The 26,420-nt window shown below is 47.2% G+C and carries 27 protein-coding genes; all 27 read right to left on the reverse strand.

What is annotated here, in order from left to right; genetic code table 11:
• Positions 1-12: 12 nt before the first annotated feature.
• A complete protein-coding gene (locus HPY28_RS03220) occupies positions 13-1,797 on the reverse strand; it encodes an ATP-binding protein (RefSeq protein ID WP_069844671.1) in 1,785 nt (594 codons plus the stop codon).
• Position 1,798: 1 nt separating this feature from the next.
• Positions 1,799-2,515: a response regulator transcription factor gene (locus HPY28_RS03225; protein ID WP_012686105.1), complete on the reverse strand. Its 717-nt coding sequence runs from the start codon at positions 2,513-2,515 to the stop codon at positions 1,799-1,801.
• Positions 2,516-2,603: 88 nt separating this feature from the next.
• Positions 2,604-3,833, reverse strand: coding sequence for a c-type cytochrome biogenesis protein CcsB (ccsB, locus tag HPY28_RS03230; protein WP_174224761.1), 1,230 nt, complete (start codon positions 3,831-3,833; stop codon positions 2,604-2,606).
• A 24-nt stretch (positions 3,834-3,857) separates the two neighbouring features.
• Positions 3,858-5,492, reverse strand: a complete 1,635-nt coding sequence (resB, locus tag HPY28_RS03235) for a cytochrome c biogenesis protein ResB (protein ID WP_174230172.1) — start codon at positions 5,490-5,492, stop codon at positions 3,858-3,860.
• Positions 5,493-5,505: 13 nt separating this feature from the next.
• Positions 5,506-6,030, reverse strand: coding sequence for a thiol-disulfide oxidoreductase ResA (resA, locus tag HPY28_RS03240; RefSeq protein ID WP_017248069.1), 525 nt, complete (start codon positions 6,028-6,030; stop codon positions 5,506-5,508).
• Positions 6,031-6,147: 117 nt separating this feature from the next.
• A complete protein-coding gene (locus HPY28_RS03245; protein ID WP_026043037.1) occupies positions 6,148-6,888 on the reverse strand; it encodes a pseudouridine synthase in 741 nt (246 codons plus the stop codon).
• 115 nt (positions 6,889-7,003) lie between these two features.
• Entirely contained in the window at positions 7,004-7,537 is a 534-nt protein-coding gene (locus tag HPY28_RS03250; protein WP_007724050.1) for a spore maturation protein, read from the reverse strand.
• Positions 7,538-7,548: 11 nt separating this feature from the next.
• A complete protein-coding gene (locus HPY28_RS03255) occupies positions 7,549-8,139 on the reverse strand; it encodes a nucleoside recognition domain-containing protein (RefSeq protein ID WP_017248068.1) in 591 nt (196 codons plus the stop codon).
• Entirely contained in the window at positions 8,132-9,301 is a 1,170-nt protein-coding gene (locus HPY28_RS03260; protein WP_174230069.1) for a D-alanyl-D-alanine carboxypeptidase family protein, read from the reverse strand. Before HPY28_RS03260 ends, HPY28_RS03255 begins: the two co-directional genes overlap by 8 nt.
• Positions 9,302-9,445: 144 nt before the next feature.
• Entirely contained in the window at positions 9,446-10,030 is a 585-nt protein-coding gene (gene scpB, locus HPY28_RS03265; protein ID WP_017248066.1) for an SMC-Scp complex subunit ScpB, read from the reverse strand.
• Positions 10,020-10,784, reverse strand: a complete 765-nt coding sequence (locus HPY28_RS03270) for a segregation/condensation protein A (RefSeq protein WP_069844664.1) — start codon at positions 10,782-10,784, stop codon at positions 10,020-10,022. The genes scpB and HPY28_RS03270 overlap by 11 nt, the downstream gene beginning before the upstream one ends.
• 19 nt (positions 10,785-10,803) lie before the next feature.
• Positions 10,804-11,472, reverse strand: a complete 669-nt coding sequence (locus HPY28_RS03275) for a site-2 protease family protein (protein ID WP_174230070.1) — start codon at positions 11,470-11,472, stop codon at positions 10,804-10,806.
• Between the two features lie 181 nt (positions 11,473-11,653).
• The gene (locus tag HPY28_RS03280; RefSeq protein WP_017248063.1) at positions 11,654-12,085 is read right to left on the reverse strand and encodes a peptidylprolyl isomerase; all 432 of its coding nucleotides are present in this window, start codon (positions 12,083-12,085) and stop codon (positions 11,654-11,656) included.
• 68 nt (positions 12,086-12,153) lie between these two features.
• Positions 12,154-14,427, reverse strand: coding sequence for a GGDEF domain-containing protein (locus HPY28_RS03285; RefSeq protein ID WP_174230071.1), 2,274 nt, complete (start codon positions 14,425-14,427; stop codon positions 12,154-12,156).
• Positions 14,428-14,551: 124 nt separating this feature from the next.
• A complete protein-coding gene (lysA, locus tag HPY28_RS03290) occupies positions 14,552-15,874 on the reverse strand; it encodes a diaminopimelate decarboxylase (protein ID WP_017248061.1) in 1,323 nt (440 codons plus the stop codon).
• Between the two features lie 179 nt (positions 15,875-16,053).
• Positions 16,054-17,523, reverse strand: coding sequence for a spore germination protein (locus tag HPY28_RS03295; RefSeq protein WP_017248060.1), 1,470 nt, complete (start codon positions 17,521-17,523; stop codon positions 16,054-16,056).
• Positions 17,477-18,091 (reverse strand): stage V sporulation protein SpoVABEA, encoded by a 615-nt coding sequence (gene spoVAEA / locus HPY28_RS03300; protein ID WP_017248059.1) that lies wholly within the window; start codon positions 18,089-18,091, stop codon positions 17,477-17,479. Before spoVAEA ends, HPY28_RS03295 begins: the two co-directional genes overlap by 47 nt.
• 29 nt (positions 18,092-18,120) lie before the next feature.
• On the reverse strand, positions 18,121-18,471 hold the full coding sequence (spoVAE, locus tag HPY28_RS03305; protein ID WP_007724093.1) for a stage V sporulation protein AE: 351 nt from the start codon (positions 18,469-18,471) through the stop codon (positions 18,121-18,123).
• Entirely contained in the window at positions 18,471-19,496 is a 1,026-nt protein-coding gene (gene spoVAD / locus HPY28_RS03310; protein ID WP_017248058.1) for a stage V sporulation protein AD, read from the reverse strand. Before spoVAD ends, spoVAE begins: the two co-directional genes overlap by 1 nt.
• A gap of 13 nt (positions 19,497-19,509) precedes the next feature.
• Entirely contained in the window at positions 19,510-19,995 is a 486-nt protein-coding gene (gene spoVAC / locus HPY28_RS03315) for a stage V sporulation protein AC (RefSeq protein ID WP_017248057.1), read from the reverse strand.
• Positions 19,996-20,076: 81 nt separating this feature from the next.
• Complete coding sequence (locus HPY28_RS03320; protein WP_017248056.1) at positions 20,077-20,496, reverse strand: stage V sporulation protein AB; 420 nt, start codon at positions 20,494-20,496, stop codon at positions 20,077-20,079.
• Complete coding sequence (locus tag HPY28_RS03325) at positions 20,493-21,107, reverse strand: stage V sporulation protein AA (RefSeq protein ID WP_017248055.1); 615 nt, start codon at positions 21,105-21,107, stop codon at positions 20,493-20,495. The genes HPY28_RS03320 and HPY28_RS03325 overlap by 4 nt, the downstream gene beginning before the upstream one ends.
• Positions 21,108-21,273: 166 nt before the next feature.
• A complete protein-coding gene (sigF, locus tag HPY28_RS03330; protein WP_017248054.1) occupies positions 21,274-22,029 on the reverse strand; it encodes an RNA polymerase sporulation sigma factor SigF in 756 nt (251 codons plus the stop codon).
• 11 nt (positions 22,030-22,040) lie between these two features.
• Positions 22,041-22,490 carry an anti-sigma F factor gene (gene spoIIAB / locus HPY28_RS03335; protein WP_007724107.1) on the reverse strand — a complete coding sequence of 150 codons (450 nt, stop codon included), beginning with the start codon at positions 22,488-22,490 and terminating at the stop codon, positions 22,041-22,043.
• A complete protein-coding gene (gene spoIIAA, locus HPY28_RS03340) occupies positions 22,490-22,840 on the reverse strand; it encodes an anti-sigma F factor antagonist (protein ID WP_007724108.1) in 351 nt (116 codons plus the stop codon). Before spoIIAA ends, spoIIAB begins: the two co-directional genes overlap by 1 nt.
• Before the next feature lie 147 nt (positions 22,841-22,987).
• Positions 22,988-24,172, reverse strand: a complete 1,185-nt coding sequence (locus tag HPY28_RS03345) for a D-alanyl-D-alanine carboxypeptidase family protein (protein ID WP_017248053.1) — start codon at positions 24,170-24,172, stop codon at positions 22,988-22,990.
• Positions 24,173-24,314: 142 nt separating this feature from the next.
• Entirely contained in the window at positions 24,315-26,387 is a 2,073-nt protein-coding gene (locus HPY28_RS03350) for a methyl-accepting chemotaxis protein (RefSeq protein WP_173621582.1), read from the reverse strand.
• Between the last annotated feature and the right edge of the window lie 33 nt (positions 26,388-26,420).

A 26,420-nucleotide genomic window follows, 5' to 3' on the forward strand; every position in this document is an offset into this window, starting at 1 on the left:
CTCTCTACACTCCTATTTGTTTTTATGCAGCATCATGGCGATTGTAAAAGTCGTTCCCTCACCCAGTTTACTTTGCACACTGATGGTGCCCCCGTGTGCCTCGACAAGGTTTTTCGCGATGGCTAGTCCAAGACCAGTTCCACCTAGTCGTCCACGTGTACGAGCCTTGTCTGCTTTATAGAATCGCTCAAAAACAAACGGCAAATCTTCTTGCGGAATGCCACTGCCTGTATCGCTTATCTCAACCAGCAACGTTTTATCTCCGCGAGCACGAATGGTGACGCTTCCTCCACTTGGCGTATGTCGCAGTGCGTTATCGATCAAGTTCGTTAGCACTTGCTCCATGCGATCAGGATCCATGAGCACATGCGTATGCGTCGTCGATATTTCGAGGAAGAGATGGATTTCGCGTTCTCTCGCCAAATTGGTGAATTTACGTTGAATGCGCTCCAAATACGGACGCAGTTCCATCGTCTCCTGGAACAATTCAACATGCCCCGCTTCCATCCGTGCTAAGCTGAGTAATTCATTCACCAGCTTGGTCATACGCGCTGACTCGTCATAGATGATCTGCGCCAATTCTTTATGCTCTTCCGGTGTAGCCACGATATCGTCCACAATCGCTTCACTGTACCCTTGCAGCATGGATAGAGGTGTTCGCAGCTCATGGGATACGTTAGCCACAAAATCATTACGCATTTTATCTAGCTTTCGTTCCTGCGTGATGTCCCGAAGAACTGCGACAGCTCCACGGATTTGATCCCGATCATTCAAAGGTACCATGACAACGGACCATATCCGCCCTTGAACAGGGATATCCTCTGTCACTTCCTGTCCCGTTTGCAAAACCTGCTGATAGAATGAGAACAGCGGCACCGGCTCATCCAAATGCTCGAAATCCCAATCTCGCAAAAATCGTTCTGCTGGCGGATTCGTTACGGCCAGCTTGCCGTTCGCATCTATCATCACAACACCATCTACCATGCTTCTAAGGACACTCGCCAGCTGCTCCTTCTCTTTGGACAGGGCATCGACTAACTGATTGAGCTTGCTTGCCATCGTGTTAAACGAAGCCGCCAGTTCACCTGTCTCGTCTTGCGTCCTGATCGGGATTTCAGCATGAAAGTCCCCTTCCGCTATGCGATGCGCCGTTTCTTTCATCTGACGTAATGGAATCGTAAGACGCGATGAGAGGAAAAAGGCGAATACAGTGGTAGAGACGAATCCGATGACGCCAACCACAAAGATTAAAAATCTGACTTCACTAACCGTATCATCAAAATCTTCAATCGCCTGATACATGACCACTGCGCCCGTTTTCCCTGCTGCCATTTCTAAAGGCACAGCGACCGCAAGCATTTCATGCTTGTTGTTCGTGTGATCAGCGGAATTCTCCACATTAATATAAATCGTTTTGGGAGCAGGATGCTTACCTGCCAGCGCATCAGGCAAACGCAAAGCAGGATTTTGGAGCAATTGCTCTACTGGAATACGAGGGAGCCCAGCCCCTTCGCTCATACCGACTTGCTTACCTTTTTCATCGAGAATGACCATGCCTGTATGATGGACCAAGCCAAACCTGGAAGCCATCTCCATAGCTGCTGTCATATCCGGACTCTGCGCCAAACCGATTGCGATGCCATCTGCCAGATCGTGCAAATTCTTGGACTGCCGATTGCTATAAAAGCTGTCAAAGGATTGAACGAGCAACAAACTGAAGATCGTCAAGACGAGAGCAAATAAGGCAATAATGGTCATCCATAGCTTTCCGACTACACTGCGAAAAATAACGTCCACTTTACTTAGGCACCTCTAGTTTGTATCCGACGCCCCAAACCGTGGCGATCATATTGGCAGCTTGCGGAGAAACACGGTTCAATTTTTCGCGGAGACGCTTGATATGCGTGTCCACCGTACGCAAATCGCCAAAGAACTCGTAGTGCCACACATCTTTTAACAATTCTTCACGCGTAAACACTTTATCCGGCGACAATGCCAGGTAGTGCAACAGCTCATACTCTTTTGGAGTCAGGCTCACCTCTTGGCCACTTGCGATGACTTTGTGTGCATCGTGGTCAATGGTCAATTCCGGGAAAACAAGGACAGAATGACTGTTGAATGTCTCTGTCTTCAAATAAGCTGTCGCGGAAGATCGACGCAGAATCGCTTTTACCCGGTACATGACCTCCCGCGGGCTGAACGGTTTCACGACATAATCGTCTACCCCTGCCTCAAACCCGTGAACGCGGTTCGTTTCTTCCCCTTTTGCTGTCAACATAATAATTGGGGTTGCCTTGAATTCACGAACACGCTGGCATACCTCGATCCCGTCCATTCCTGGCAGCATCAGGTCGAGTAAAATGATATCATAGTCACTTCCCACAGCCATTTCGACTGCTTGTTCTCCATTATCTGCTTCATCAATCAGGAAGTTTTCTCTTTCCAAGTACATTTTCAGAAGTCTGCGAATGCGCTCTTCATCATCCACTACGAGAATACGTGCCATTTTTTCCATCTGAAACACCTCTTGCTCTCATAATATCGTAAAACCGTTAGAAGATAGTCCAAAAAGCTGGTGGTAAAACCAGCTTTTCGAGGAAATTTTACACCCCAGCGTAGGAGTGTAAACCAGCAATGACCAAGTTGACCACGACCAGTGTAATCAAAATAATGACAAACCCGATGACGGACATCCATGCGGATTTTGCACCGATCCATCCTCTGGATAGACGCAAGTGCAAGTAGGCACTGTAGAAGAGCCAGACAATTAATGCCCATACTTCCTTCGGGTCCCAGCCCCAGAATCGTCCCCATGCCTCTTCTGCCCAAATCATGGCAAAGATAAGGGCCCCGAGGGTAAACACCGGATATCCGATACTGATTGCTCGATAACTGATCTCGTCCAGAAGTTCAGGATCAACACTCTCAACGGAAGGCTTGATAGCAGCCCCTAATCGTTTTCGGAAAATCAAGCGCAATCCGCCATATAGAATTCCACCTGTAAGGACTGACCACAGCATCGTGTTCAATTTACGTGCAGCGTCTTTTCCTTCCATCCAGGTAGGTGCCTCAAAGAGTGGTGAAATTGGACCTTCCTTGATGATGGTTGCATCAGCAGGTGCAACAATTGCAGGGAGAATGTACTCCACTTTCGGTTTTACCATCTGTCCTGCTGCATTCATTTCTTCTTTCTTCATCTCAAATACCGTCTTTTGATCCATCCGAGCAAAAGAAGAATCCATCAAAATGAACCCAACGAGCATCAAGACCACAGCTAGCACGATCTCCAACCATTTCGTACTTTTCGTCGAAATATGCTGCGGAACGGTACGGATCAAATACATCAGACCCGCTGCAAAACCAACTGCCAAAATCCCTTCACCCAGTGCAGCAGTCGTCACGTGAATATGCAGCCAGTAGCTCTGCAAAGACGGAATCAATGGAGTGATTTCCTTCGGGAACACGTACGAGTACGCGAGCATGATAACCCCAAGCGGAAGGACGAACGCTCCAATCGAGGTCAGCTTGTAGATCCGGTAAATAATTAAGTAGGCCAGGATAATACAGTAATCCAAGAATGCCATAAACTCAAACATGTTACTCGTCGGGCTATGGCCGCCGGCAATCCAGCGAGCCATCACATACCCTGTTTGCGCCACAAAACCGATAACGGCTAACCAATACGCAATCCGTCCATAGCGATCCTCATGTTGTTTGGGATCCCGCCCTGCCCAGTTTTTACCCGTCACGGCTACAGCGAAGACGATAGACGAGATGACGTAGAGCAGAAACGCGACATCCAGTAACCAGTCACTCAGTTGAATGAGCTGCACGTTGTTTGTACCCCCTTTGAAGCTTTAGGCCTTGGCCTTCGTTTTATCTTCTATCGTGACAGGGAGCTCCGCTTGTTTAACCAGCCCATCTACTTCTCGGCGAAGACCGAACCAGTTTTTATTCGTGTGAGCTGCTACCAAGATACTTCCCTCTTGCGTCTGTACCCAAACCCTACGATGTTGCCAGAACATACCGATCACAACGCCCGCAAGGAAAATGAATGAACCTAAATAAATCAGTGGCAATGCTTTGTCCACCCGTACATTCAGCCCTGCAATATCGATTAAATCAGGCATTTTGATGTCGAGTCCGTAACGCGTATCATTTTTCTGTGTAAGAATGGTTCCTTCTAGATAAACCAGTTTTTCGTTATAATTGCCATTCTCTCCAATGAGTTCCAATGCCACCATCGGATTTTTAGGCAAATTGGTTTTCGTCGCCGGCTTCCCGTCTTTTCCCATTATAAAATCGGGGAAGTAATCCAAAATCCGTACCGTAAACCCATCCGCAATGGTTTGCTCGGGCTGTGGATTGTACAGATCAATTTTGATAAGACCGATCTCTTTTTTATTGTTTTTCAAATCGACCACTGTAAAATTAAGCGCTCCAAGCTGCATCTCTTGCACGCCACTCTGATAAATGTAGAGGCTGTCCTGCTGCATCGGATGATTCACGACGATCGGCCCCTTCTGTACTTCTACCAAATCCGGCTTTTTCCCTGGAACGTCAGCGCTTTTATTTTCATACAAAATGGCCTCTGTCTGGTAGCTCTTCACAATAGCTCCGCCCTTAAGCTCCAGTTGCTCCGGCATTTCTTCTTCCGACCAATACTCTGTCGTGTAGTTCTCGTTTTTTATGTAGTAAGGGGTATTCGGAATCGCCATTGTTTGTCCCTCACGCACCCAAACGTACTCGTCCAAGTAAAAGCCAGGCAGGCTTCGCATCAGGGTACCGACCAAAAACAAGATCAGTCCAATGTGATTAATGTAAGGACCCCAACGGCTAAAACGGCCTTTTTCAGCCATAATCGCCCGTTCCGTGCGGAAAATGCGGTATCCTTTTTCTTTCAATGCCAGAGCGGAGGCGTCCAGTATCGCTTCCTGATTGGCTTCTGGAGCAAGCTCACCCTCTGCAAAAAGCTTTTGTCCTTTCAAAAAGGACTTGTGCTGGTTCAATCGTGGCTTCTTTAGCGCTTTATACAGCGGTACTACGCGGTCCAGACTACAGATAACCAAAGACGTACCGAGCATTACCAGAAGCGTCACAAACCACCAGGACGAGTACATATTGTGAAATCCAAGTCCGTAGAAAATCGTTCCCAGCGTTCCATATGATTCCGTATAAAAACGAGCAACATCTGCTTCAGTCGGTACGGGAACTGGTATGTACATTTGTTGTGGAAAGATGGTTCCGACTGCGGACGCCACCAAAATGACAATAATGATACCGATTGCAATTTTGACCGAAGAAAAAAAGTTCCAGACTCGATCGATTACCTTCGTCTTATTCGTTTGAGAACGTCTTGCCATTCCTTCATAACGCATGTCAGGAAACGATGTCTGCTCGTGGACTTCCACATTCAAAGGCTTCCCGCAAGACTCACAGAGCAGCGTCCCAACCGGGTTGGTATGACCGCATTCGCATTTTCTCTGATCCATCATTGCTCCTCACTTACGGCAAGATTTTTGTTATTTTCGACTCAATCATCGCTTCATCTAACTGCCCGATAAAAATTTCTTGCACTTCTCCATCTGGGTCGATGAAAAAGGTCGTAGGAATCGGACCGATTCGATACAGCTTGGTAATTTGCGATTGGCGATCGAGCAAAATAGGGAAGTCAATCCCGAACTGCTTCACGAATGGTTCTACGGCAACTGGCGATTCTCCGATATTGACGCCGACTACAACCAATCCCTTGTCTTTAAACTTCGTGTATTGCTCTTGCAATGCCGGCATTTCTTCCTTACAGGGTTCACACCACGTGCCCCAGAAATTAAGGATAACGCCCTTTCCTTTCAAACTTTCTAGAGTCAGCTCTGGTCCATTCAGCTGCTCCAAACTAAAATTCGGAGCATCGCTTCCTACTTTCACAGCACCGGGGTCCTTCACAAAGCTGGAATAGAGTGCAAAGACCAGCGCTACAAGCAAAACACCCAATACCGCGATCCTGACATATGTACGATTGCTTTTGTTCATGAGGCCATACTCCCATCTACTGCTAATAAATTGCATCCTTTTCCCATTCTATTATAGCGTTCCTAGTTTTTCCGACAGCGCACAACTTATGAACAGATTTTGAACGAATCAATGTTTCTACCGCGGGCTGCGTTTCTTTTGAACCAATCCCCGCTTCAAGCTCTCCACTTCCTCATGAGTAAGCTTGCGAAATTCGCCCGGCTTTAGTCCATCTAATGTGAGAAATCCTAAACGGATTCGCTCCAATGTCAACACCGGATGACCGATCGCTTCACACATTCTGCGCACTTGGCGGTTTCGTCCTTCATGTATAGTCAGTTCTACCAATGCCTTTTGGCTGTTAGACTCTGTCTTCAACAATTTGGACTGACCGGGAGAAGTCATGCCGTCTTCCAAACGAATGCCGGTTGCTAGCTTGCGCACTTTTTCCTGACTAGGGATTCCCTTTACCCATGCCCGATACACTTTATCGATTTCATAGCTTGGATGTGCTAACCTGTTGGCTAGCTCCCCGTCGTTTGTCAAGAGCAGCAAGCCAGAAGTATCGTAATCCAAGCGACCTACTGGATATACCCGTTCTTTAATTCCCTTCAACAGATCGATCACTACCCGTCTGCCGCGCGGGTCTGTGACGCTCGTAATGACACCAGTAGGCTTGTACAGCAAGAGATAGACATGTTGCTCCAGCCTAACCTGCTGTCCATTCACCACAATTTTATCTTTGAGCGGATCGACTTTTATTCCCTGCTCTCGTACGACTTGGCCATTTACCTGCACCTTGCCTTGCGCAATCAATTCTTCACAATGGCGACGAGAGGCGACTCCAGCATGCGCCAATACTTTCTGTAAACGTTCCATCGTTGGTTCACCTCTACAACATCATACCCATTCTTACTAGTGTGGACAAGAAAAAGGGAAAAACTTCCCCATATCCATGAGGAAGTTTTCACTGACTACGCTATTTGAACTCTTTTTAAGCGAATATGTAGGAGACAATGAGCAGCGAGAAGATGACACCAGCCAGGTCCGACCACAAGCCTACCTTTAGTGCATAAGCAGAATTGCGAATGCCAACTGCGCCAAAATAAACGGTTAGGACATACAGTGTCGTATCTGTGCTCCCTTGCATGGTAGCTGCCAGTCTGCCTAAAAAAGAATCGGGACCGTACTGCGCGATCAGATCTGTTGCAATCGCAAGTGAGCCTGTTCCCGTCAACGGACGAAGCAATGCCAACGGGACTAGTTCTTCCGGAAAATGCAACAGGTCAAGAAGCGGTTTGAGTGCGCGAAGCAGTAGATCCAATGCTCCTGACTCCCGAAACATACTTACCGCGACCATCATGGCAATCAGATGTGGGAGTATGCGAATCGTAGTGGTTAAGCCGCCTTTTGCTCCATCTACAAATGTCTCGTAGACGGGGACTTGTTTCCGCCACCCATACAACAAGACAAAGGCAATCGTAACGGGAATGGCCCAAAGAGAGAGCAGGGATACCCATTGGTACATAAGGACTCCCCCTATCTATGTCTTCGTATATGCCGATAACGATACATGCGATCAATCAACAGAGCGACAATGGTGGCAGCAAAGGAAGATAACAGCGTAGTACCTACGATTTCTACCGGATTCACGGAGCCATACTGCATGCGAATCGCGATCATCGTCGTCGGAATAATCGTAATGCTCGCCGTATTAATCGCCAGCAGGGTACACATGGCAGGCGAAGCGTTTTGCTTGTCTGGATTTAGCTTTTGGAGCTCTTCCATGGCTTTCAGCCCCATTGGAGTTGCTGCATTACCCAGCCCGAGTAGGTTTGCACTCATATTTGAGAGGATATATCCCATAGCAGGATGCCCTTTTGGTACATCGGGAAAAAGGGCTTGGATGATCGGTGACAATACCCGCGCCAATAGCTCAAGGAGTCCTGACTTTTCTGCAATCCGCATCATTCCCATCCAAAAGGCGAGAACACTGAGAAGACCGAGACTAACGGTTACTCCCGTTTTGGCTCCCTCAAACGCGGCTGCGTTGATCGCTTCCATCCGCCCTGTCATGGCCGCAACGACAATGCTAATGACAATAAGCCCGAGCCAAATGACATTAAGCACTCCACAGCCCCCCTGACACTATGTCCCAAAATGGCTGCCACATTGAGCGTGAAGCCTGCGGAGCTGCGAAAGCCGGCGCATCCACACTAACTAGCAACGGAACCTGTCCAATCATCTTCTCCTTTAAATAGAGTTGAAGAAACCCTGCCAGTTGGCCATTCATCTTCGCTGTAACCGTTGATTCTCCCATAACGACACGCTTGTGAATCCCCTCTGCCTCTGCCGTTTGCAACGGATATTGAAAAGCGTTTGTTGTGACAAGATGAATTCCTGCTTCAAGTGTGACTGGTGTGTCAGGCTTTACCTCCTGCCCTTTCTTGACCAGCTCTTGTAGCGGATAATTCGCAAAGCCCCAGTCCATCAGCTTGGCGGAGTCGTTCCAGTCATCAGAAGCATTCAGAGTAATCGTCGCCAGCTGCCTTCCATCCCGTGTGGCAGAGGAAGCTAGGCAACGCTTCGCGAGTTTTGTGTATCCCGTTTTCACACCATCAGCACCGTTGTATAGGTGAAGCATCTTGTTTTTGTTGAGTAGACGCCGGTCCCACTGTTCGCCTTCCCATGAAATATCCTTGACTTTCGTAGAAACGATTTGACGAAACACCGGATTATGTAAGGCGTAGGCGGACAGCTTTGCCATATCTTCCGCAGTGGAGTAATGCTGGTTACTGTCATCTAACCCATGCGGATTGGTGAAATTCGTATGCTCCATTCCAATCATCGCAGCTTTTTCATTCATCAAGTAAGTGAATCCAGGCACTGACCCTCCGATGTGCGTTGCAATGGTGACGGCTGCGTCATTGCCTGATCGTAGCATCAAACCGTACAGTAGTTCTTCAAGCGTGAGCTTTTCTCCATTTTTCAAGTAGATCGATGAGCCTTCTACGCCTACTGCTTGTGGGGGTACCGTTACCTGTGCATCCAATTTGCCCATCTCGATCGCTACGATTGCTGTCATTGTTTTGGTCAGACTCGCAATCCTCATTTTTTTCGTACCGTTTTTGGAATAAAGAATCCGTCCACTCTCTACATCGACTAGTGCTGCACCTTCAGCTGACAAGCTAGGTGGAGTTGCAGCAGCATTTACCATCGCTGCCGGCGTAAGAGCCATCTGTATAAAAAGAAAAACGACGAGTACGCCGGACAGATATTTTCGTATGCTCATAAAAGTCCTCCCCATTTGAAAACTTAGGCTCAACCCTACCTATTAGGCAAGAGAAAAGCCATCGTTATACCACGATACACAGGTTTGTACCATAGTATATGGGGACGAGTCGTATGATAGTACGAAAAACTGTCCGGGCTGTAACTAGTCGTTTGTCGGTTCTTCTGATTTTCCGAATAGCGCTGATGCTTCCAGTCGCGCTTCTTCGATATCTAGATTGACAGGCGGTTCTGGCAAATCCCCCAGTTCCCTTAATCCAAAGTGCTCTAAAAATTCTTTGGTGGTCGCGTACAAAATGGGGCGTCCGATGCCCTCTGCTCTCCCCGCTTCGCGAATGAGATGTTTGGATAAGAGGGTGTTCAGTGCTTTTTCGCATTTCACGCCACGGATTTCTTCAATCTCCGAGCGGGTCAGGGGCTGCTTGTACGCAACAATGGCGAGAGTCTCCAATGCTGCTTGGGATAGCGTTGACTGACCCGGCGATGTTGCTAGCCGTTCAAAATAGGGCACATGCTCGGGCAGAGTGGTCAGCTGATACGCTTTTGCCACTTCCACGATTTGAATACCGCGTCCTGCCCGGCGGAAGTCAGCTTTCATGTCTTCGATCAAGTCGATGACCTCTTCTTCCGACACCTCAGTGATTTCACTGATTTCTTTGGCATCGATTCCTTCATCACCCGAGATGAACAGCAAGCCCTCGATTACGCCTTTCAGCTTGTCATAGTCCATCAGTATGGGCTCCTTCCGTTCCGTTTTCACATATGATGATGTCTTGGAACAATTGATTTTGTACACACGTAATATGCTTAGCCTTCATGAGCTCAAGCAAGGCGAGAAAGGTAGTTACAATCTCTGTGCGCGTTGCACCTTGGGAAAACAACTCAGAAAAGCGAACCATCCCACCGCTACGTACCGCTTGGCGTATCTCCGTCATCCGATCCTTGATGGAGATTTCGTCGCGCGACACCCTGGTCATCGGTTCTTTTTCTTTCGATTTCTTCACCAGCTTTTCCAGCGCGTTGATCAAATCGTAGAGGGTCACATTCGTCACGGTATGATCCTCTTCACGCGCATAAGGAGACAAATTCTCTGCGGGACGTGTAAAAACTTGATTACGACCGATCTCCATTTCTCGCAAGTTCCCGGCTAGCATCTTATAACGCTTGTACTCCAACAGACGCGCAACCAGCTCTTCACGCGGGTCTATCTCGTCTACATCCATATCGAGGAACTGCTGAAAGACATGCTCCTCCTTTTTGGGTAACAGCATCTTGCTTTTAATAGAGAGGAGCGTAGCCGCCATGACTACGAACTCACTGGCCACATCCAGTTGGAGCTCTTGCATCTTGTCAATCGTCGCGAGGTATTGCTCCGTAATTTCCGCTATCGGTATGTCGTAGATGTCCACCTCTGCCTTGTCGATCAGATGGAGCAACAGATCGAGTGGTCCCTCAAAAGAATCAAGTTTGATGCTGTAAGCCAAAAGACGTCCCTCGTTTCCGTTAGATGAACACGCTTAAGATACTATTTCCAATTTGTTGAACCCATGCTAGTGCAATCCCATGGGGAATACCAAAAATGATTGTGCTAACCCCCGGAATAAAGATCAGTAATAAGAGAATCCACGGCCCGTAGACTTCATAATTGTAAAACTTTCCATCCCAACTCCGTGGAGACAAAAATCGCAGTATTTTGTAGCCGTCCAATGGCGGAATCGGCAAAAGGTTGAAGATAAAAAGAGCTGTATTGATCAATATAGAAAATCGTAGTGTCAGATCAATTGCATAAGCCACTTTTTCTTGCATGCCTACTAGTACTCCGGAATTAATTACTACGAAATACACCATGTAAAACAATACCGCGAGTATCAGGTTAATTAATGGACCTGCAAATGAAACGTAAACAATCCCTAATCGCTTGTTCCCACGGAAATGCAGAGGGTTGATCGGCACTGGTCTCGCCCAACCAAATGGACCAAACAGAATGAGAATCAAACCAAACGGATCAATATGCGGGATTGGATTTAATGTTAAGCGGCCCTCCGATTTCGCCGTATTGTCACCCAGCTTCCAGGCGACAAAGGCATGTGCCCATTCATGCAAAGTGAAAGCGATAACGAACGCAATCAAACGAAACGGTACCGTTTTCCAATCAAAATGAAAAAGATCCATTGCTTCCTCCAATCATGCGAGTTCAAAAAGTCATCTTTTTGAACAACCCCAGATAAAAATCGTCTATCTTCTAGCATACCAGCAGATAGATAGGCTTACAACCCCATTCCAGCTTGACCCAGCATACATCCTGACGAAAAAACACCGACAAGGTTTCCCCTCATCGGTGTTCATGAAGCTTTTATTCGCCTACTTTTACTGTACCCATTTTATCGCCTTGTTTGATTGCATCAACGTGTTCCATACCGGAAGTGACGCGACCAAATACTGTATGTACGCCATCGAGGTGAGGGAAAGCATCATACAAGATGAAGAATTGGCTTCCGCCTGTGTCTTTTCCTGCGTGTGCCATGGACAGGTAACCGCGCAGATGCTTGTGTGGGTTTCCTTTTGTTTCACATTTGATGGTGTAACCAGGACCGCCTGTACCTGTACCGTAAGGGCATCCGCCTTGTGCTACGAAGCCAGGGATAACACGGTGGAAGGACAGACCGTTGTAGAAGCCTTCGTTAATCAATTTCTCAAAGTTTGCTACTGTGCCCGGAGCTTCTTGATCGAACAGCTCCAGCTCGATTTGGTTACCATTTTCCATGGTGATGAGCGCTTTTTTCATATGTTGAACCTCCATACCTTGTAAAGTTAACGTACCCATTCTACCATGGAGATCGATTGACGTCCAATTTATCCCTCGATGCGGATCTGCTCTTCGCCAGGCAACTCACAGTCGGTAATAAAAACAGTTCCCGCCTTCGCCTTTGCCACCATTTTCACGTACGCTGCCTTCTCTGCAACTTGTTTTGCACTGGTGTACTTCCCTGCATAGAGGACGACACCTGCCATCGACATCGAGAGCTCCTGACCGTCCCCCATTCTGCGCTTTTCATAAATGTCCGAAAAATACGGCGTAAAAGCATCCATGATAAACAAGACGACATCATTCGCACATTGTGCTGTCGTAATCAGGATAAAATCATCTCCACCAATATGCCCAATGAAGTCAGACCCGCTTCCGTACCATTTCGAGGCTTCCCGCAACAAGTTCGCGGTTCGAACGATAATCTGATCCCCCACTTCAAACCCGTAGCGGTCGTTAAACCATTTGAAACGGTCGAGATCACAGTAGATGACCACCTGATGATCATTCCGTTTCAGCCGTTGATTCAATTCCCTTTCAATCTGCACATTCCCCGGCAATCCAGTCAGCGGATTGGCAGAGCTCGCCATCTCGAGTTTAATGGAAGCCATTTTGTCCAACAGCTTTTGCACGGTAACGATGCCGATGTACTCGCCATTCTCATCAATAATAATGACCACATCATACAAATGATAAGCATCTCTGGCCATCGCACGCTTCGCTACCTCATCCAACTTGTCGTCTTTGGTAGCTTTGAGCGGGTTCGTATTCATGATTTGAGAAACGGATCTTTCATAATACAGCGCGATTCCGTATTGACCACCGAGAATTTGATACAGGGAAAACCGCATGACAAGTCCAACCGGTATACCTTTCTCTAGCACTACCACGCTTTCAATCCGCTGATTTTGTTCGAAAATCTCATGGATGCGTCTTACTTTCACGTGTTTTTCAACACTGATTGTCTTCGCCAAGATTTCCGTCATAGCCGGTGTGGGCAGCACTGGTTCCGCTTCTTGCTCAATCCGCTTTTCCATCGTAAACCGCAGAAAGTTCATAGCCGTTCCACATAGCTGCGCCATCCCTTTGTCCGGCTTACCTAAATAGTAACCCTGTCCATAGATGACACCGACGTCCATGAGCGTTTCCAGCTCACGCTCCGTCTCGATCCCTTCTGCTATGATTTTGCAGTTTACCTTGTCAGCAAAGGATACAAACGTCTCCAACAACGCCTGCTTAATCGGATCGACATCAATATTGCGGATCAATGACATATCAAGCTTAATAAAGTCTGGGTAAATTTCTGTAATCGATTCCAAGCTGGAATACCCTGCACCCGCATCATCTACGGCAATCATATAGCCCTGCTTGCGGTATTCCTCGATGATTTTTCGAAAAGCAGCGTAATTCGTAATCGCGTGGCGCTCTGTAATTTCAAAAACAATGTTTTGTGGCGTCAGCTGATACTCTGCCAAAAGCATCTGCACTTTGCCACGTAGCAGAAACGGATCGTCAATCGCCCGTGGATCCAAATTGATAAATAATTTTTCATGTGGCTTCAGGTAGCGTATATGCTCCAATGCCCGCTTGCGACATATATGCTCCAAACGAAACACCGTATCCGTCTCTTGCGCATAATTAAACAAAGCAGCAGGAGTTGCAAAGAGGCTGTTGACCGGCCCTCGCGCCAATGCCTCCCATCCTAAAGCTTCGCCATTTGGCAAATGAATGATCGGCATGAAGTGCATCTGAACATTTTCTTCTGCAAGCAGCTTGTGAAATTGTCTGATGTGCGTATATTTTTCGGAGGTAATCCCATATTTGGCCATATGAACAGCATGTTTGACAGAGGTATACATCTCTTTTACGATATCTTCTCCGATGATTTCCGCATAGCCGATATGGACACGAAGCTCCTCACGATTAACGAAGCTCACTTGTCGATTTAACTGACGTTCAGCCAAGTCCTGAAAATGAATCGAGAGCATTTGACAGTCTTCCTCACTCATCATTTTCGAGAAGGAAGTGTAGATCGCAAAATCATCGCCCCATAGCTTTTGAATCGCGATGATTCTCCCTTTGATTTCAAATGCTTGACGAGCTACAGCCGGCAAAATGCTTTCAAATATATGAAGAACTCTCTTGGCACTCGTATCGCCATAGCGATGCTCTACCTCTGTCAGCTTGACGATATCTATATAAAACAGGACGACTTTCTTCTCTCTCTCCACCTCTTGCCGAATCATCGCCTTCATCCATTGGCGTTTATCCAACGAAATATAGGGTATTCGTCGAAACCGCTTCATAAGAGTCGACAACATGATGAATCGCTCCCCCTCACCCTTCCATTATGCCGAGCAAACATTAAGCAATCATGAATGGGAGATGAAGGAAATACAAAACCTTCCCAAACGATCGGGAAGGTTTGTGCATTTTTTATGAAGTTTAGCGCATAAGCTGCGCGCGTTTTGGCAAAACATCGTGACCAACTACTTCTGCGTACGTTTCGCGTCGTACGACCACTTCTGCTTCTCCGTCCTTGACAAATACAACAGCAGGACGAGCGATTCGGTTGTAGTTGTTCGCCATCGAATATCCATATGCACCTGTGCTTGGGACTGCGAGAATATCGCCCGCCTGCGCTTCTGGAAGCCTTACATCCCAGATGAGCATATCACCTGACTCGCAGCACTTCCCTGCAATGGAAACCATCTCGGTAGCAGGTGCATTCATTTTGTTCGCAATTGCTGCTTCATATTCTGCATCGTATAAAGCTGGTCGCAGATTGTCTGTCATGCCACCATCGACCGCAATATATTTTCGGACATTTGGAATGTTCTTTTGCGATCCAATTCGGTACAAGGTTGTCCCTGCATCCCCTACAATACTCCGACCTGGCTCGATCCAGATCTCAGGTAGAGGAATCGCAAGCGCTGTGAGCTCTTGGCGAACGATATCTGTAATGGCTTTGATATACGTGTCCGCTGGCTGCGGTGTATCGCCTTCTACATACCGAATACCGAAGCCGCCTCCTACATTCAGTACTTCTGGCAGGAATCCAAGCTTTCCTTTTGCTTCGCCCAACAGTTCTGTCAATCGTTTGACAGCGACGAGGAAGCCTTCTGTTTCAAAAATTTGTGAACCAATATGGCTATGAACTCCTAATAAATGGAGATGATTGCTTTCGTGAGAGAATTGAATCGCCTCAAGAGCCTGGCCGTTTTGCACGTCAAAGCCAAACTTGGAGTCGATCTGTCCTGTAGAAATGTATTCATGCGTATGAGCTTCTACACCCGGTGTGACACGCAAGAGAACGGAGACTTTTTCGTTCCGCTCTTCGGCCAATTGCGCCAAGATGTGCAACTCATAAAAGTTGTCCACAACGAAACAGCCAATTTTGGCGTCTAGTGCCATGATTAACTCATCACGAGATTTGTTGTTGCCATGAAAATGGATGCGTTCTACGGGGAATCCAGCTTGCAGAGCCGTATACAATTCGCCGCCAGATACTACATCGAGTGACAAGCCTTCCTCTTCAACCAACTTACACATTGCCATCGTGCAAAAAGCTTTGCTCGCGTAAGCAACCTGGAAGGAAAAACCCGTATTGTGAAACGCATTGACAAAATCCCGGCATTTGGTGCGAATTTGTTGTTCGTCATACACATATAAAGGTGTTCCGTAAGTAGCAGCTAACTGTGTCGTATCACAGCCTCCGATTTCCAAGTTTCCTTGTTCATTCACTCGACTTGTCCCGTGTAAGTACATGTTTCGTTTCCTCCCCAATTCATTCGCACCGATGATGTATATAGACAACCTGTTATAGAGAAAGGCAACCAACGAGGAGCGTCAGTTGCCATACAGAAACTTTTGTTCGTAAGGCTTCCCTACAATTTACTACAAGGTTGTGCGTTTGACAATGGGTGAAGTCAACCGTTTTCAGAATATTATTGCCGAGAGGAATTTTGCGCGCGAACGATACTCGGCCTGTTGTTTTTCTTTGGCACAGCCAGCCGTACCACAATATCCTTCATCCCTTTGTAGTTGAATGGAATGAACGGCCATAAGTAAGGCGTATTGAGCGAACGGGTAGAAGCCAAGAAAATCAGGATGATCGTAAGTCCGATCATCAGTCCAGGTGTAGAGAAAAAGCCCACCATGAGAATGAGAAACAAACGAATCAGTCGATTGGCCAAGCTCAACTCATAACTGGGAGTCGCATACATCCCGATTGCCGCCACTGCCAGATACAAGATAACCTCGGGTGCAAGGAGTCCTACCTTTATCGCCACATCCCCGACCAGAATCGCGGCCAATAAACCTACGGCAATCGAGAGGGGCGCTGGCGTATGAATGGCGGCCATCCGCATCAAATCCAGTCCAAGCTCAGCGATCACGAATTGTGCCAAAATAGGAATGCTCCCCATCTTTTTGATCCCCAGGAAGTGAAGTGGCTCCGGTATCATAGAAGGGTGCATGACCAAAAGCAACCAGATCGGCAAAACAAAAACAGAAGCAAAGATTCCCAAAAAGCGAACCCAGCGCAGATAAGCACCGATTACCGGTGTTTGTCGATACTCCTCCGCATGCTGTACATGATGAAAATAAGTGGCGGGTGTGATCATGACACTCGGCGAAGTATCCACATAAATCAGTACATGACCTTCTAATAAATGTACAGCGGCTACATCGGGACGCTCTGTGTATCGAACCAGCGGGAAGGGGTTTAACGTTTTTCCTATGATAAATTCTTCGACGGTTTTTTCTGCCATCGGTATCCCGTCAATCTGGATATTTTGTAGACGCTCTTTCAACGTATGGACCAGCTCTTCATTTGCTACATCATGCAAGTAGGCGACGGCAACATCTGTCTTGGTCCGCTCCCCAATCTGCATGATTTCGAAGCGGAGCCGTTCGTCACGAATCCTTCGTCGCGTAAGAGTTGTATTGGTTACGAGCACTTCTGTAAAGCCGTCATGCGCTCCGCGGACGATTCTCTCCGTATCTGGCTCCTGCGGTGTGCGATTCGGCAGGATTTTGGCATCGAGAATAATGGCGTGGGGAGATCGGTCAATGATCAGCCCTACTTGACCGACGAGCAATTTATCAATAAACTCGTCAGTCGTTTCTACCTTGCTCAGTTGGTAGAAAGGGATGAATTTGTGAAACAAATGGTCGAAAGCGTTATCAGCCAGATCCCGCTCACGCACATCGTTCAGCTCACGCATGACCTGCGAAATCAGTAAGCTTTCTGCGAAGCCATTTATGTAATACAACAACATCCGTGTATGACCCACATAAAAGTCATGGACCCCAATATCAAAGCTCTTACCAACACCGAGTCTGTCGTTCAAATACCTCTGATTCTCTTCAAGATAAGTCGAGATGGGATGCCGTTTTTCCGTGACCTGTGCCATGAGCGCCGCTCCTTTCCATTATCCATTGCACCGCTCTCGTTGTGATGGGACAACCGTTTTGCAAACTATCCCTCCCTTCCATTTTGCCTATATCTCCAATGCCGATGACATTTGGTACATGCAGGGAATTCAAGATGTCTACGGTATCTCCATAAATATGATGCTGAAGTTGCTCGTCTGCGTACCCGTCCTTGTCCACCGCTTCATCTACAATTTGTCCTTGGTTGTTTACAGAATAAGCGACTGTCGCACCATTGACCCAGTGTGTATTCGAGGCTACTGCAATTGCACCGATTACTTCGATATCAGGATGCTTCACCACGTATTCGAGTGCTCGTTCTCCTCTACCCTTGCCGTAATCTCCATTGTCATCGAACATGACGATGACAGGATCATACGGTGTCATTTTAATGAGTTCGACCATCTGATTGCCTCGTAATGGAGTCGGATTCCCGGCAGACAGTGATATACATCGCCCCCCAAATTGCTTAGCGACATTCTCGATAACTTTTTGGGCAATATGATCTCCGTCTGTCACCAATATGACTTTCCGGCGTACTGTGTCCATGCTGGGTCACCGCCTTTTACTGCCTGGACTTACCCTTTGGGTTTAAAGATGAGTGAGGCAAAAAATCCAAATGCAATCGCGGCCGATATACCCGCACTCGTGACCTCAAAAATCCCCGTTGCCACACCGATCAACCCATGTTGTTCAGCCTCGCTGATGGCTCCGTGATACAAAGAATGACCGAAGCTCGTAATCGGTACAGTCGCTCCTGCGCCTGCGAAATCAATAAACTTGTCATACACGCCGATAAAATCGAGAAAAACTCCTGCCACGACCAGCGTACTCATGACATGAGCAGGCGTTAGCTTGCCAACATCCAGAAGGAGTTGACCCACTACACAAACCAATCCCCCTACGACAAAAGCAATCAGGTACTCCATCATTTTCCTCCCTCAAGTGCAACCGCATGGGCGATGCACGGTATCGAATTGCCCTGCTGAGTGCTTACCGGGCTTAATAGTGCTCCCGTGGCGCAGATCAACACGTTTTTCAGTAACCCACGGTTGAGCTGATCCATTATGTAGCTATAAGTGACTACTGCACTGCTGGCACAACCGCTCCCGCCTGCAAATACATCCTGATCGGGGGAGTATATCATCAATCCGCAATCATTGTAGACTTGATCCATGTCGTATCCTTCTGTCAGCATAAGCTCCTTTAAAATCGGATACCCGACAGCTGCCAGGTCACCAGTCACGATCAAATCATAGGACTGTGGAGAGCGCCCCGTATCTTGAAAATGCGTCTGAATCGTCGAAGCAGCTGCTGGCGCCATGGCCGTCCCCATATCAAACGGGTCTTTAATCCCCATGTCCACTACTTTCCCCATCGTTGCATACGTAATGCGCGGACCATTTCCCCCTATCCCGACCAATCCCGCGCCAGCTCCTGTCACTGTCCACTGAGCGCTGGGCGGCTTCTGGCCTCCGTATTCCGTAGGATAACGATACTGCCTTTCTGCTGTGGCATTGTGGCTACTGCAAGCAGCAATCGCCTTGTTTGCATAGCCTGCGTTTACCAAAGCCGCCGCATTTGCCAGTGTAAGCATTGAGGTAGAACAAGCGCCGTACATGCCCAAAAGCGGAATCGTCAACTTTTCTGCTGTAAAGTTGGTGGTGATGTTTTGATTCAACAGATCACCCGCAAGAATGATATCCACATCCTTGCCCGTGATCCCCGCCTTTTGCAACAAGGTGTTGACTGCATCCTCCATTAACTGGCGTTCGGCGTCTTCCCACGTTTGTTGGCATGCATACATATCATCGTGGATCTTATCAAACAAGTGCGCCAGCGGCCCTTCTCCTTCTTTTGGTCCCACAGCAACTGCCGAGCTTTGCAGGCGAACATTTTGATCAAAGTGCCAAGTTTGCCGATTGACTCGTTTCACAGGTGGATTGTTTGACACTGACAGCCCTCCCTTAGAAAAACATGTTGATCAGGCTCTTTAATATTCCTGCAACGAAAGCAGCAACAACCCCAAAAACAATGACCGAACCAGCGAGCTTAAACATATTTCCCCCAACGCCAAGCACAAACCCTTCGCTCCGATGTTCAATGGCAGCAGAAGCGATCGAATTGGCAAAGCCTGTAACAGGCACGGCTGATCCGGCTCCAGCATACTGCCCGATATTGTCATACACACCTAAACCTGTGAGCAAAACGGATAAAAAGATGAGTGTCGCAACGGTTGGATTGCTTGCCGTTTTCTCCGTAAATCCGAAGAAGGTAATATACATATTTTGAATGGCCTGACCCAACAAACATATGGTCCCTCCTACCCAGAAAGCACGAAACGAGTTAAGCAGAACATTTCGTTTGGGCTGGAACTTGGAAGCCTGCTGTTGATACAGTTGTTTGGTCATCTGCATCGATCCGGGGTTTTTGGATTTTGTTTTGGTTGCCATGCCCTTTCACTCCCTTTGTAAGCTTTCTTCCTATATCCTTCCTTTTTCTAAAGATGCCTATGAATAGTGGTATTTACCATTTCACAGATGGAGCAACCATTGCAATAAGGAACCTGTCACTTTCCCCAGCACCACTGCCATCAACAGAAAAAGAAGACTGCCGTCCATGTGGATTCGCTTTGCTAATATCGGAAAGACGTTGAGTACCTCAGTTAAGCCTGCGGCGAGTGTCCCCACAAATATCCCTGCAAAGATCCCGTAAAGCGAAGAAACGATAACGGGCAATTGAACACCCCAATGAAAAAAATCAATAAACGTAAAAAAAAGCGCTCCGGCCACCAGAGCCCATTCCAGCGAGCGAATATACCGATGAGCATTCGTTAATTGTGTCAACCTCGGAATGATGTCCAGAACGGTAATAAACGCGACCAGCCCGCTCCCTACTGCAAGCCCTCCACCCAGCCCGATCAAAATAAGCAACAAGCACTTAATGACGCTCATTTCTTCGTCCGTTGGTTTTCCTTGTTTTCATTTTGTATGTAGTATTGATCCAGGCTTTGCTGATACATAAACAATTCCACTTCAAGCGGACTAGGTTCCTCGTTGATTTTTTTCTGAAAGATATGATTGAAAAACAGAATCATCCCCAAGCCGATTCCGATAGAGTATGGAATTTGCATCCACAAAGGCTGATGGCTTTTTTCACCTGTAATCAAATAGTAGATTCGTTCGTGAACCTGCATCATGCTGACATCCGTATGGAAATTCATGATCGCCAATCCTGAGCCAATGAACAACAGAAGCCACACCAATGCCACTAAAATCGGATTCGATTTCTTACGTGGATTGAGTACTTCCACAATGATTTGGGGTGCACCCTGGACGTCAAGTTCCACATCAGGATAGACAGAACGCAATCTTTTAATCACCTGCATAATATCGATAATGATCAAATTGCCATCCGTTGGCTTCGTCTGGTAAATGGGCATCCGCTTTAACGCTTCCTCGCGCTCTCCATCCCAGTAAAGCTGGCAAATGTCCCCAAGCGTAATCATAGCTTGTGGCTGTATGGCCAATCGCTTTCTCAGGCGCAGAAACAACGCGTCATTCATGGTACCTTCCCCTTCCATCACATACCTGATTATTCGCTAGTATGTGCCTCGCCACAAAACCCATGCAAACAAACGGAAATGATCGTTCTGTTTAATGAAAACTATCGAGATGTTTTTCACAAAACAAAACACCCCAGCCACGTAGTGACCGGAGTGTTTGCATCTGTTAATGCTCAATTTGCTCTTTGATCGTTTGCAAAATGCGCTTCTCAAGGCGCGATACCTGTACTTGCGAGATTCCCAGCCTCTCCGCTACTTCTGACTGCGTCTGATCCTTGTAGTAGCGCAGGTAGACAATGAGTTGTTCCCGCTCGCTCAATCGACTGATCGCATCCTTGAGCGCAATTTTTTCAAACCATTTGTTGACCCCTTCATCCGCAATCTGATCGATCAAAGTAATGGGGTCCCCGTCATTTTCAAAAACCGTTTCATGGATGGAAGAAGGTGCCCGATTCGCTTCTTGCGCAAACACGACTTCTTCTGGCGTAATCCCCACCACGTCCGCAACCTCAGCAATCGTGGGTGCGCGACCGAATTGCTTGTACAGCTCATCCTTTGTTCGTCGTACCTTATTGGCTGTTTCTTTGAGTGATCGACTTACCTTGACTGTACCGTCATCACGTAAGAAGCGTTGAATTTCTCCGATAATCATCGGCACAGCATAGGTTGAGAATCGAACATCATAGGAGAGATCAAACTTGTCTACGGCTTTCAAAAGGCCAATACAACCGATCTGAAACAAATCATCCGCTTCGTATCCACGGTTGATAAAGCGCTGGACGACGGACCAGACCAGCCGAATATTGCTGTTGACTAAAAGCTCTCGTGCCTCAGTGTCGCCAGCTTGGCTTTTGGCGATTAGCTCTTTTACTTGGTCATTGGTCAGAAATGGTTGACTCGCGTTTTTGATATCGGCACCCATAGGCACTACCCCTAATTTTGCAAGGCTTTGGCAAACGCTAGGCGTTTGGTGAGGCGCACAGTTGTTCCTTTACCCACAACCGTTGCCACTTCCAAAGAGTCCATGAAATTCTCCATAATCGTAAAGCCCATCCCAGAGCGCTCAAGCTCCGGTTTCGTCGTATAGAGTGGTTGCATAGCCTGCTCCACATCCTCAATTCCACGTCCATTGTCTTCTACAATCAGATCAATACTGTCCTCTTGAATTCGCACGGAGATCTGTACCACACCCTCTGGATTTTCGTCATAACCATGAATAATGGCATTGGTAACAGCCTCGGATATAACGGTTTTGATTTCTTCCAGCTCGTCCATCGTAATATCGAGTTGAGAAATGAAGGCTGCGACTGCTACACGTGCGAATGCTTCATTTTGGCTCAATGCTGCAAACGACACTGACATAAAGTTACGTTGTACCATCATTACGCCACCCCCAGAACATGCAAAGCATCCGCTTCGTTTTCGCGAAACTTGATCACCTTGAATAACCCGGACATCTCAAATATTCGATAGATCGTAGGATTGATCGAGCAGACATACATTTCTCCAGATCGGGCAGAAATCTGCTTGTATCTTCCCAAAATAACCCCGATACCAGAGCTGTCCATAAACGTCAAATCAGCCAGACTCAGCACAATATGGCGTATCGTAGAGGTACGCAAAAGATCATCCGCCTTCTTGCGCAACTCCTCTGCCGTATGATGATCCAGCTCACCCTGCAAACGGATCACCAGCACATCCTGCCGTGTCTCCATCGCGACTCGTAAACTCATAGCTGACACACTCCTTCTCCCTTGATAGAAACTCTCTTTCTTCCTCGGCGAAACCAATTCCTGCCAGCCGACAAAAGAACAAAAAAATCGAGCAGCCGCGCCATTCCATTCGGGGCAACTCGATTCTTTTCGCGCTCATGCTGTCTGTCAGTAGCTAATCAAAACGCTCTTGGTGGTTCGCTTGAGAATCTCCCACATGTTGGCTTTATCTACCTGATCTTCTGGGAACAGATCGATTCGGTTTACTTCCTTGCCATCTTTCGTTCGGATGAAAATGTGGCCAATTACTTGGTCTTTTGCTATAGGTGCGTGAACCGCCTCATTGATGACAATTTCTTTCTGGAAAGTATCGGCCGATTCTCCTTTTTTCATCAACAAACTAACCGCATGTGGTGTCACCGCATTGATTTGCGGTTTCTGACCTTTATCTACAACGAGTGCGCGCACTGCTTCTCCCTTTTTGTACATCGGCATCACCTGAAAGTGTGTGAATGCGTAATTGAACATGGTCGAAACCTCATTGTTACGCGTTTTTACATCAGGCTCACCCATGACGACTGCAATGACACGCATGTTGTTGCGTTTGGCTGTCGCTGTTAAACAGTATTTCGCTTCGCCTGTGTACCCTGTTTTCAAACCGTCCACCCCTTCATAAAAACGCACCAGCTTGTTCGTATTTACAAGCCAGAAGGGGCTCTCTGTATCTTTCCGCAAATAGTCTTGATACGTACCGGTGAACTTCGTGATGCCATCGTGCTTTAAGAGCTCACGTGACATGATCGCAATATCTGCTGCCGAAGAGAAGTGATTCGCGGCTGGAAGTCCATTGGAGTTGACAAAATGCGTATTTTTCATACCGAGCTGCTGTGCTCGTTCATTCATTCGCGCGACAAAACTCTCTTCTGTCCCAGCCAAGTGTTCAGCCATCGCTACAGAGGCATCATTCCCAGAAGCAATCGCAATCCCTTTCAACATGTCCTCTACCGTCATTTCTTCACCAGGCTGTAGAAAAATTTGCGACCCGCCCATTGATGCTGCTCTTTCACTTGTTCGAACCTTATCGGTAAGCTTAAGCTCTCCCCGCTCCACCGCTTCCATGATCAAAAGCATGGTCATTACTTTGGTGATACTGGCGGGTGGCATTTTTTCATTGGCGTTCTTTTCATACAAGACTGTTCCCGTATCCGCTTCAATCATCACTGCGGATGAAGCTAGTGGGGCAAAATGATTGTCACCCTTTTGCTGTCCAGCCTTTTCTTTGGCAACAGCCATCGGAGAAAAGATGGTAAAGCACATAACGAAGCATAGAGCGAGGTATCCATTCCGTTTCATAGCAGTCTCTTCCCTCCATTCATGGTTTTATTCTCACCATCATGAAAGGAAAATATTCACACAAAAACGGCAAGATTATCTTCTCGAAAGACATCCGGTTACACAAAAAATCCCTTCTACTACTCGCAGAAGGGACACTTTCTTAAATGACGAATCGGCTCACATTTTGAGTTAACTCGTCCGCCATTTTTTTCAATTGTTCTACGTTTTCATTAATGCGTGCAATCGAATTCAATTGTTCATCCACTGTCTCTACTACACCTGAGATGGAATCACTAATTTCATCGGACATGGTGGCGAGACGCTGCATGGAGTTCGTCACAACCTGATTACCTGCGGCCATCTCTTCCGAGGTCGCCGTCATCGATTCGCTTTGCTCTGCGGCCGATTGAATCTCTGCCACGATATTTTGGAAAGCAGTACCCACAGACTCTACAGACTGCAAGCCTCCACTCACCATGGTAACGATCTCGTCCATATGCTTACTCATATCCATTGCCTCATCATTGATCGAATGGGCAATAGCAGCAATACGCTCAGAGAAGGAGCTGCTTTCCTCTGCGAGCTTGCGAACCTCGCTGGCTACAACCGAGAAGCCTCGTCCAGCATCTCCAGCACGGGCAGCTTCAATGGCTGCATTCAGCGCCAACAAATTCGTCTGCGATGCAATACTCGTAATCATTTCGACGATACTCGTAATTTCACGAGCACGATCACGAAGATTGTGCATTTGCCCAGCAGTACGTTCTACCTCACTAGTGGCACGTCTTACCGTATTGATTACGTTCCCCACTAATTCCATTCCGCCTTGCGCTCTCTCAAACGTACGGGTCGTAGCAACCGATGTTGATTCGGCAGCCACAGCCACCTGTTCAACGCCTTCCGATATTTCCGAGACGGTATTGGCCGTCGCTTGCACTTCATTTGTCTGCGTAGAAACGCGTTGGGCAATCGTTGAAATATTATCCGTAATGACGTTAATGGCTCCTTTGTTCTCTTGCGCAAATAGAGTCAGCTCATCTGTCGCTACGTTCAGTTGTGTAGCTTGTCCCTGTACAAGGGCAATCAGCTTGCGAAGTTCAGCCGCCATCTCATTCATTTTGCGTCCAACCATAGCCAGCTCGTCATTGCCGTTTACTTTTACGTTGATATTAAAATGTCCGGCGCCGATTTGATCCATATCTCTGGCTATCGCGAACAAGGAAAGTCGAATCCGCTTCGCAAACCACCAGATCGCCCAAACCGAGAGTCCGATGATCGGCAAGCTGAAGAGCACGAAGTATAGCCACATTCCGTCCACCTCGCCATACACCTCGTCGGTTCCCGTGGACAAAACTACATTCCATTTCAACAACGGTATTGGTGCAAAAGCTGCAAATGAATCAATACCATGATCCGAGTACAATAAGCTATTGCTTGTCTCATACTGCATCAGGGCAAGCATCTCTTCATAATCTTTGTCACCAGCTAGCACGAGCTTGTTGTTGTTATTCGGATTTTGATGAGCTACAACCAAACCATCTTGTCGAACGACAAATGCGTAGCCATTCTCCATGAAAGAGATCTCAGGAATTTTTTGAATCATTTGGTCAATCGTAAACCCAACAACGAACAATCGGCTCGTATCATCTGTCTTTTCCCCTATGGGTGTCGCAATATAAAGAAAACTCTTGTTGCTGCCTTCAACGATTTCTTCATCAGAAATGACCAAGGATTTCGTAGTTAGTGCTCTTTGGAAGTATTGCTTTTGCTTGAAGTCAATCTCATTGGTCCCGGTCAAGGAATACAGGGATTTCCCGGTAGCCGTGTCGATCAAATAGATTCGGGATACTTCTTTATGTGCCTGGCGCAATAGAGTAAACTGCTCCATGATAAGCGGCTGTAGCTCTGTCATCATCACACGTTTGGTTGCCGCCGATTTCGTGGAGTTCACAATTGCTTTTATGTCATCTTCTATGCTATTTGCATGCTGGTCAGCCAGCATTTTCGCCTGGTTAGAGGTAATGCTGAACAGCGTTGATTTCGAGAAGGAAAGAGCTATGTATTGCAAAGAACCGATAATAATAAGTACAAGAATTAGGCCAAACACAATCATCTTTGTAGCAAGAGAGCCTTTTAGCTTTTCCGTTGCTACTTGGCTAGTCAAATTTACTTTTTTTAAGAGATTCGAAATTCCCTCCTTCTTGTTCCATCGTGGCGACAAAAATTTACTCATGCTACTTGCCCCCTTTATCGCTACTACAATTTT

The sequence above is a fragment of the Brevibacillus sp. HB1.2 genome (genome assembly GCF_013332495.1).
Classification (GTDB): Bacteria; Bacillota; Bacilli; order Brevibacillales; family Brevibacillaceae; genus Brevibacillus; species Brevibacillus porteri.

Excerpts from the sequence above, each read along its gene's own strand:
- HPY28_RS03225 (WP_012686105.1), bottom strand. The coding sequence starts at position 2,515 with ATGGAAAAAATGGCACGTATTCTCGTAGTGGATGATGAAGAGCGCATT.
- resB (WP_174230172.1), bottom strand. The coding sequence starts at position 5,492 with ATGGATCAGAGAAAATGCGAATGCGGTCATACCAACCCGGTTGGGACG.
- resA (WP_017248069.1), bottom strand. The coding sequence starts at position 6,030 with ATGAACAAAAGCAATCGTACATATGTCAGGATCGCGGTATTGGGTGTT.
- HPY28_RS03245 (WP_026043037.1), bottom strand. The coding sequence starts at position 6,888 with ATGGAACGTTTACAGAAAGTATTGGCGCATGCTGGAGTCGCCTCTCGT.
- HPY28_RS03250 (WP_007724050.1), bottom strand. The coding sequence starts at position 7,537 with ATGTACCAATGGGTATCCCTGCTCTCTCTTTGGGCCATTCCCGTTACG.
- HPY28_RS03260 (WP_174230069.1), bottom strand. The coding sequence starts at position 9,301 with ATGAGCATACGAAAATATCTGTCCGGCGTACTCGTCGTTTTTCTTTTT.
- scpB (WP_017248066.1), bottom strand. The coding sequence starts at position 10,030 with ATGGACTATGACAAGCTGAAAGGCGTAATCGAGGGCTTGCTGTTCATC.
- HPY28_RS03275 (WP_174230070.1), bottom strand. The coding sequence starts at position 11,472 with ATGGATCTTTTTCATTTTGATTGGAAAACGGTACCGTTTCGTTTGATT.
- HPY28_RS03280 (WP_017248063.1), bottom strand. The coding sequence starts at position 12,085 with ATGAAAAAAGCGCTCATCACCATGGAAAATGGTAACCAAATCGAGCTG.
- HPY28_RS03285 (WP_174230071.1), bottom strand. The coding sequence starts at position 14,427 with ATGTTGTCGACTCTTATGAAGCGGTTTCGACGAATACCCTATATTTCG.
- lysA (WP_017248061.1), bottom strand. The coding sequence starts at position 15,874 with ATGTACTTACACGGGACAAGTCGAGTGAATGAACAAGGAAACTTGGAA.
- HPY28_RS03295 (WP_017248060.1), bottom strand. The coding sequence starts at position 17,523 with ATGGCACAGGTCACGGAAAAACGGCATCCCATCTCGACTTATCTTGAA.
- spoVAEA (WP_017248059.1), bottom strand. The coding sequence starts at position 18,091 with ATGGACACAGTACGCCGGAAAGTCATATTGGTGACAGACGGAGATCAT.
- spoVAE (WP_007724093.1), bottom strand. The coding sequence starts at position 18,471 with ATGGAGTACCTGATTGCTTTTGTCGTAGGGGGATTGGTTTGTGTAGTG.
- spoVAC (WP_017248057.1), bottom strand. The coding sequence starts at position 19,995 with ATGGCAACCAAAACAAAATCCAAAAACCCCGGATCGATGCAGATGACC.
- HPY28_RS03320 (WP_017248056.1), bottom strand. The coding sequence starts at position 20,496 with ATGAGCGTCATTAAGTGCTTGTTGCTTATTTTGATCGGGCTGGGTGGA.
- HPY28_RS03325 (WP_017248055.1), bottom strand. The coding sequence starts at position 21,107 with ATGAATGACGCGTTGTTTCTGCGCCTGAGAAAGCGATTGGCCATACAG.
- sigF (WP_017248054.1), bottom strand. The coding sequence starts at position 22,029 with ATGGGTGCCGATATCAAAAACGCGAGTCAACCATTTCTGACCAATGAC.
- spoIIAB (WP_007724107.1), bottom strand. The coding sequence starts at position 22,490 with ATGATGGTACAACGTAACTTTATGTCAGTGTCGTTTGCAGCATTGAGC.
- spoIIAA (WP_007724108.1), bottom strand. The coding sequence starts at position 22,840 with ATGAGTTTACGAGTCGCGATGGAGACACGGCAGGATGTGCTGGTGATC.
- HPY28_RS03345 (WP_017248053.1), bottom strand. The coding sequence starts at position 24,172 with ATGAAACGGAATGGATACCTCGCTCTATGCTTCGTTATGTGCTTTACC.
- HPY28_RS03350 (WP_173621582.1), bottom strand. The coding sequence starts at position 26,387 with ATGAGTAAATTTTTGTCGCCACGATGGAACAAGAAGGAGGGAATTTCG.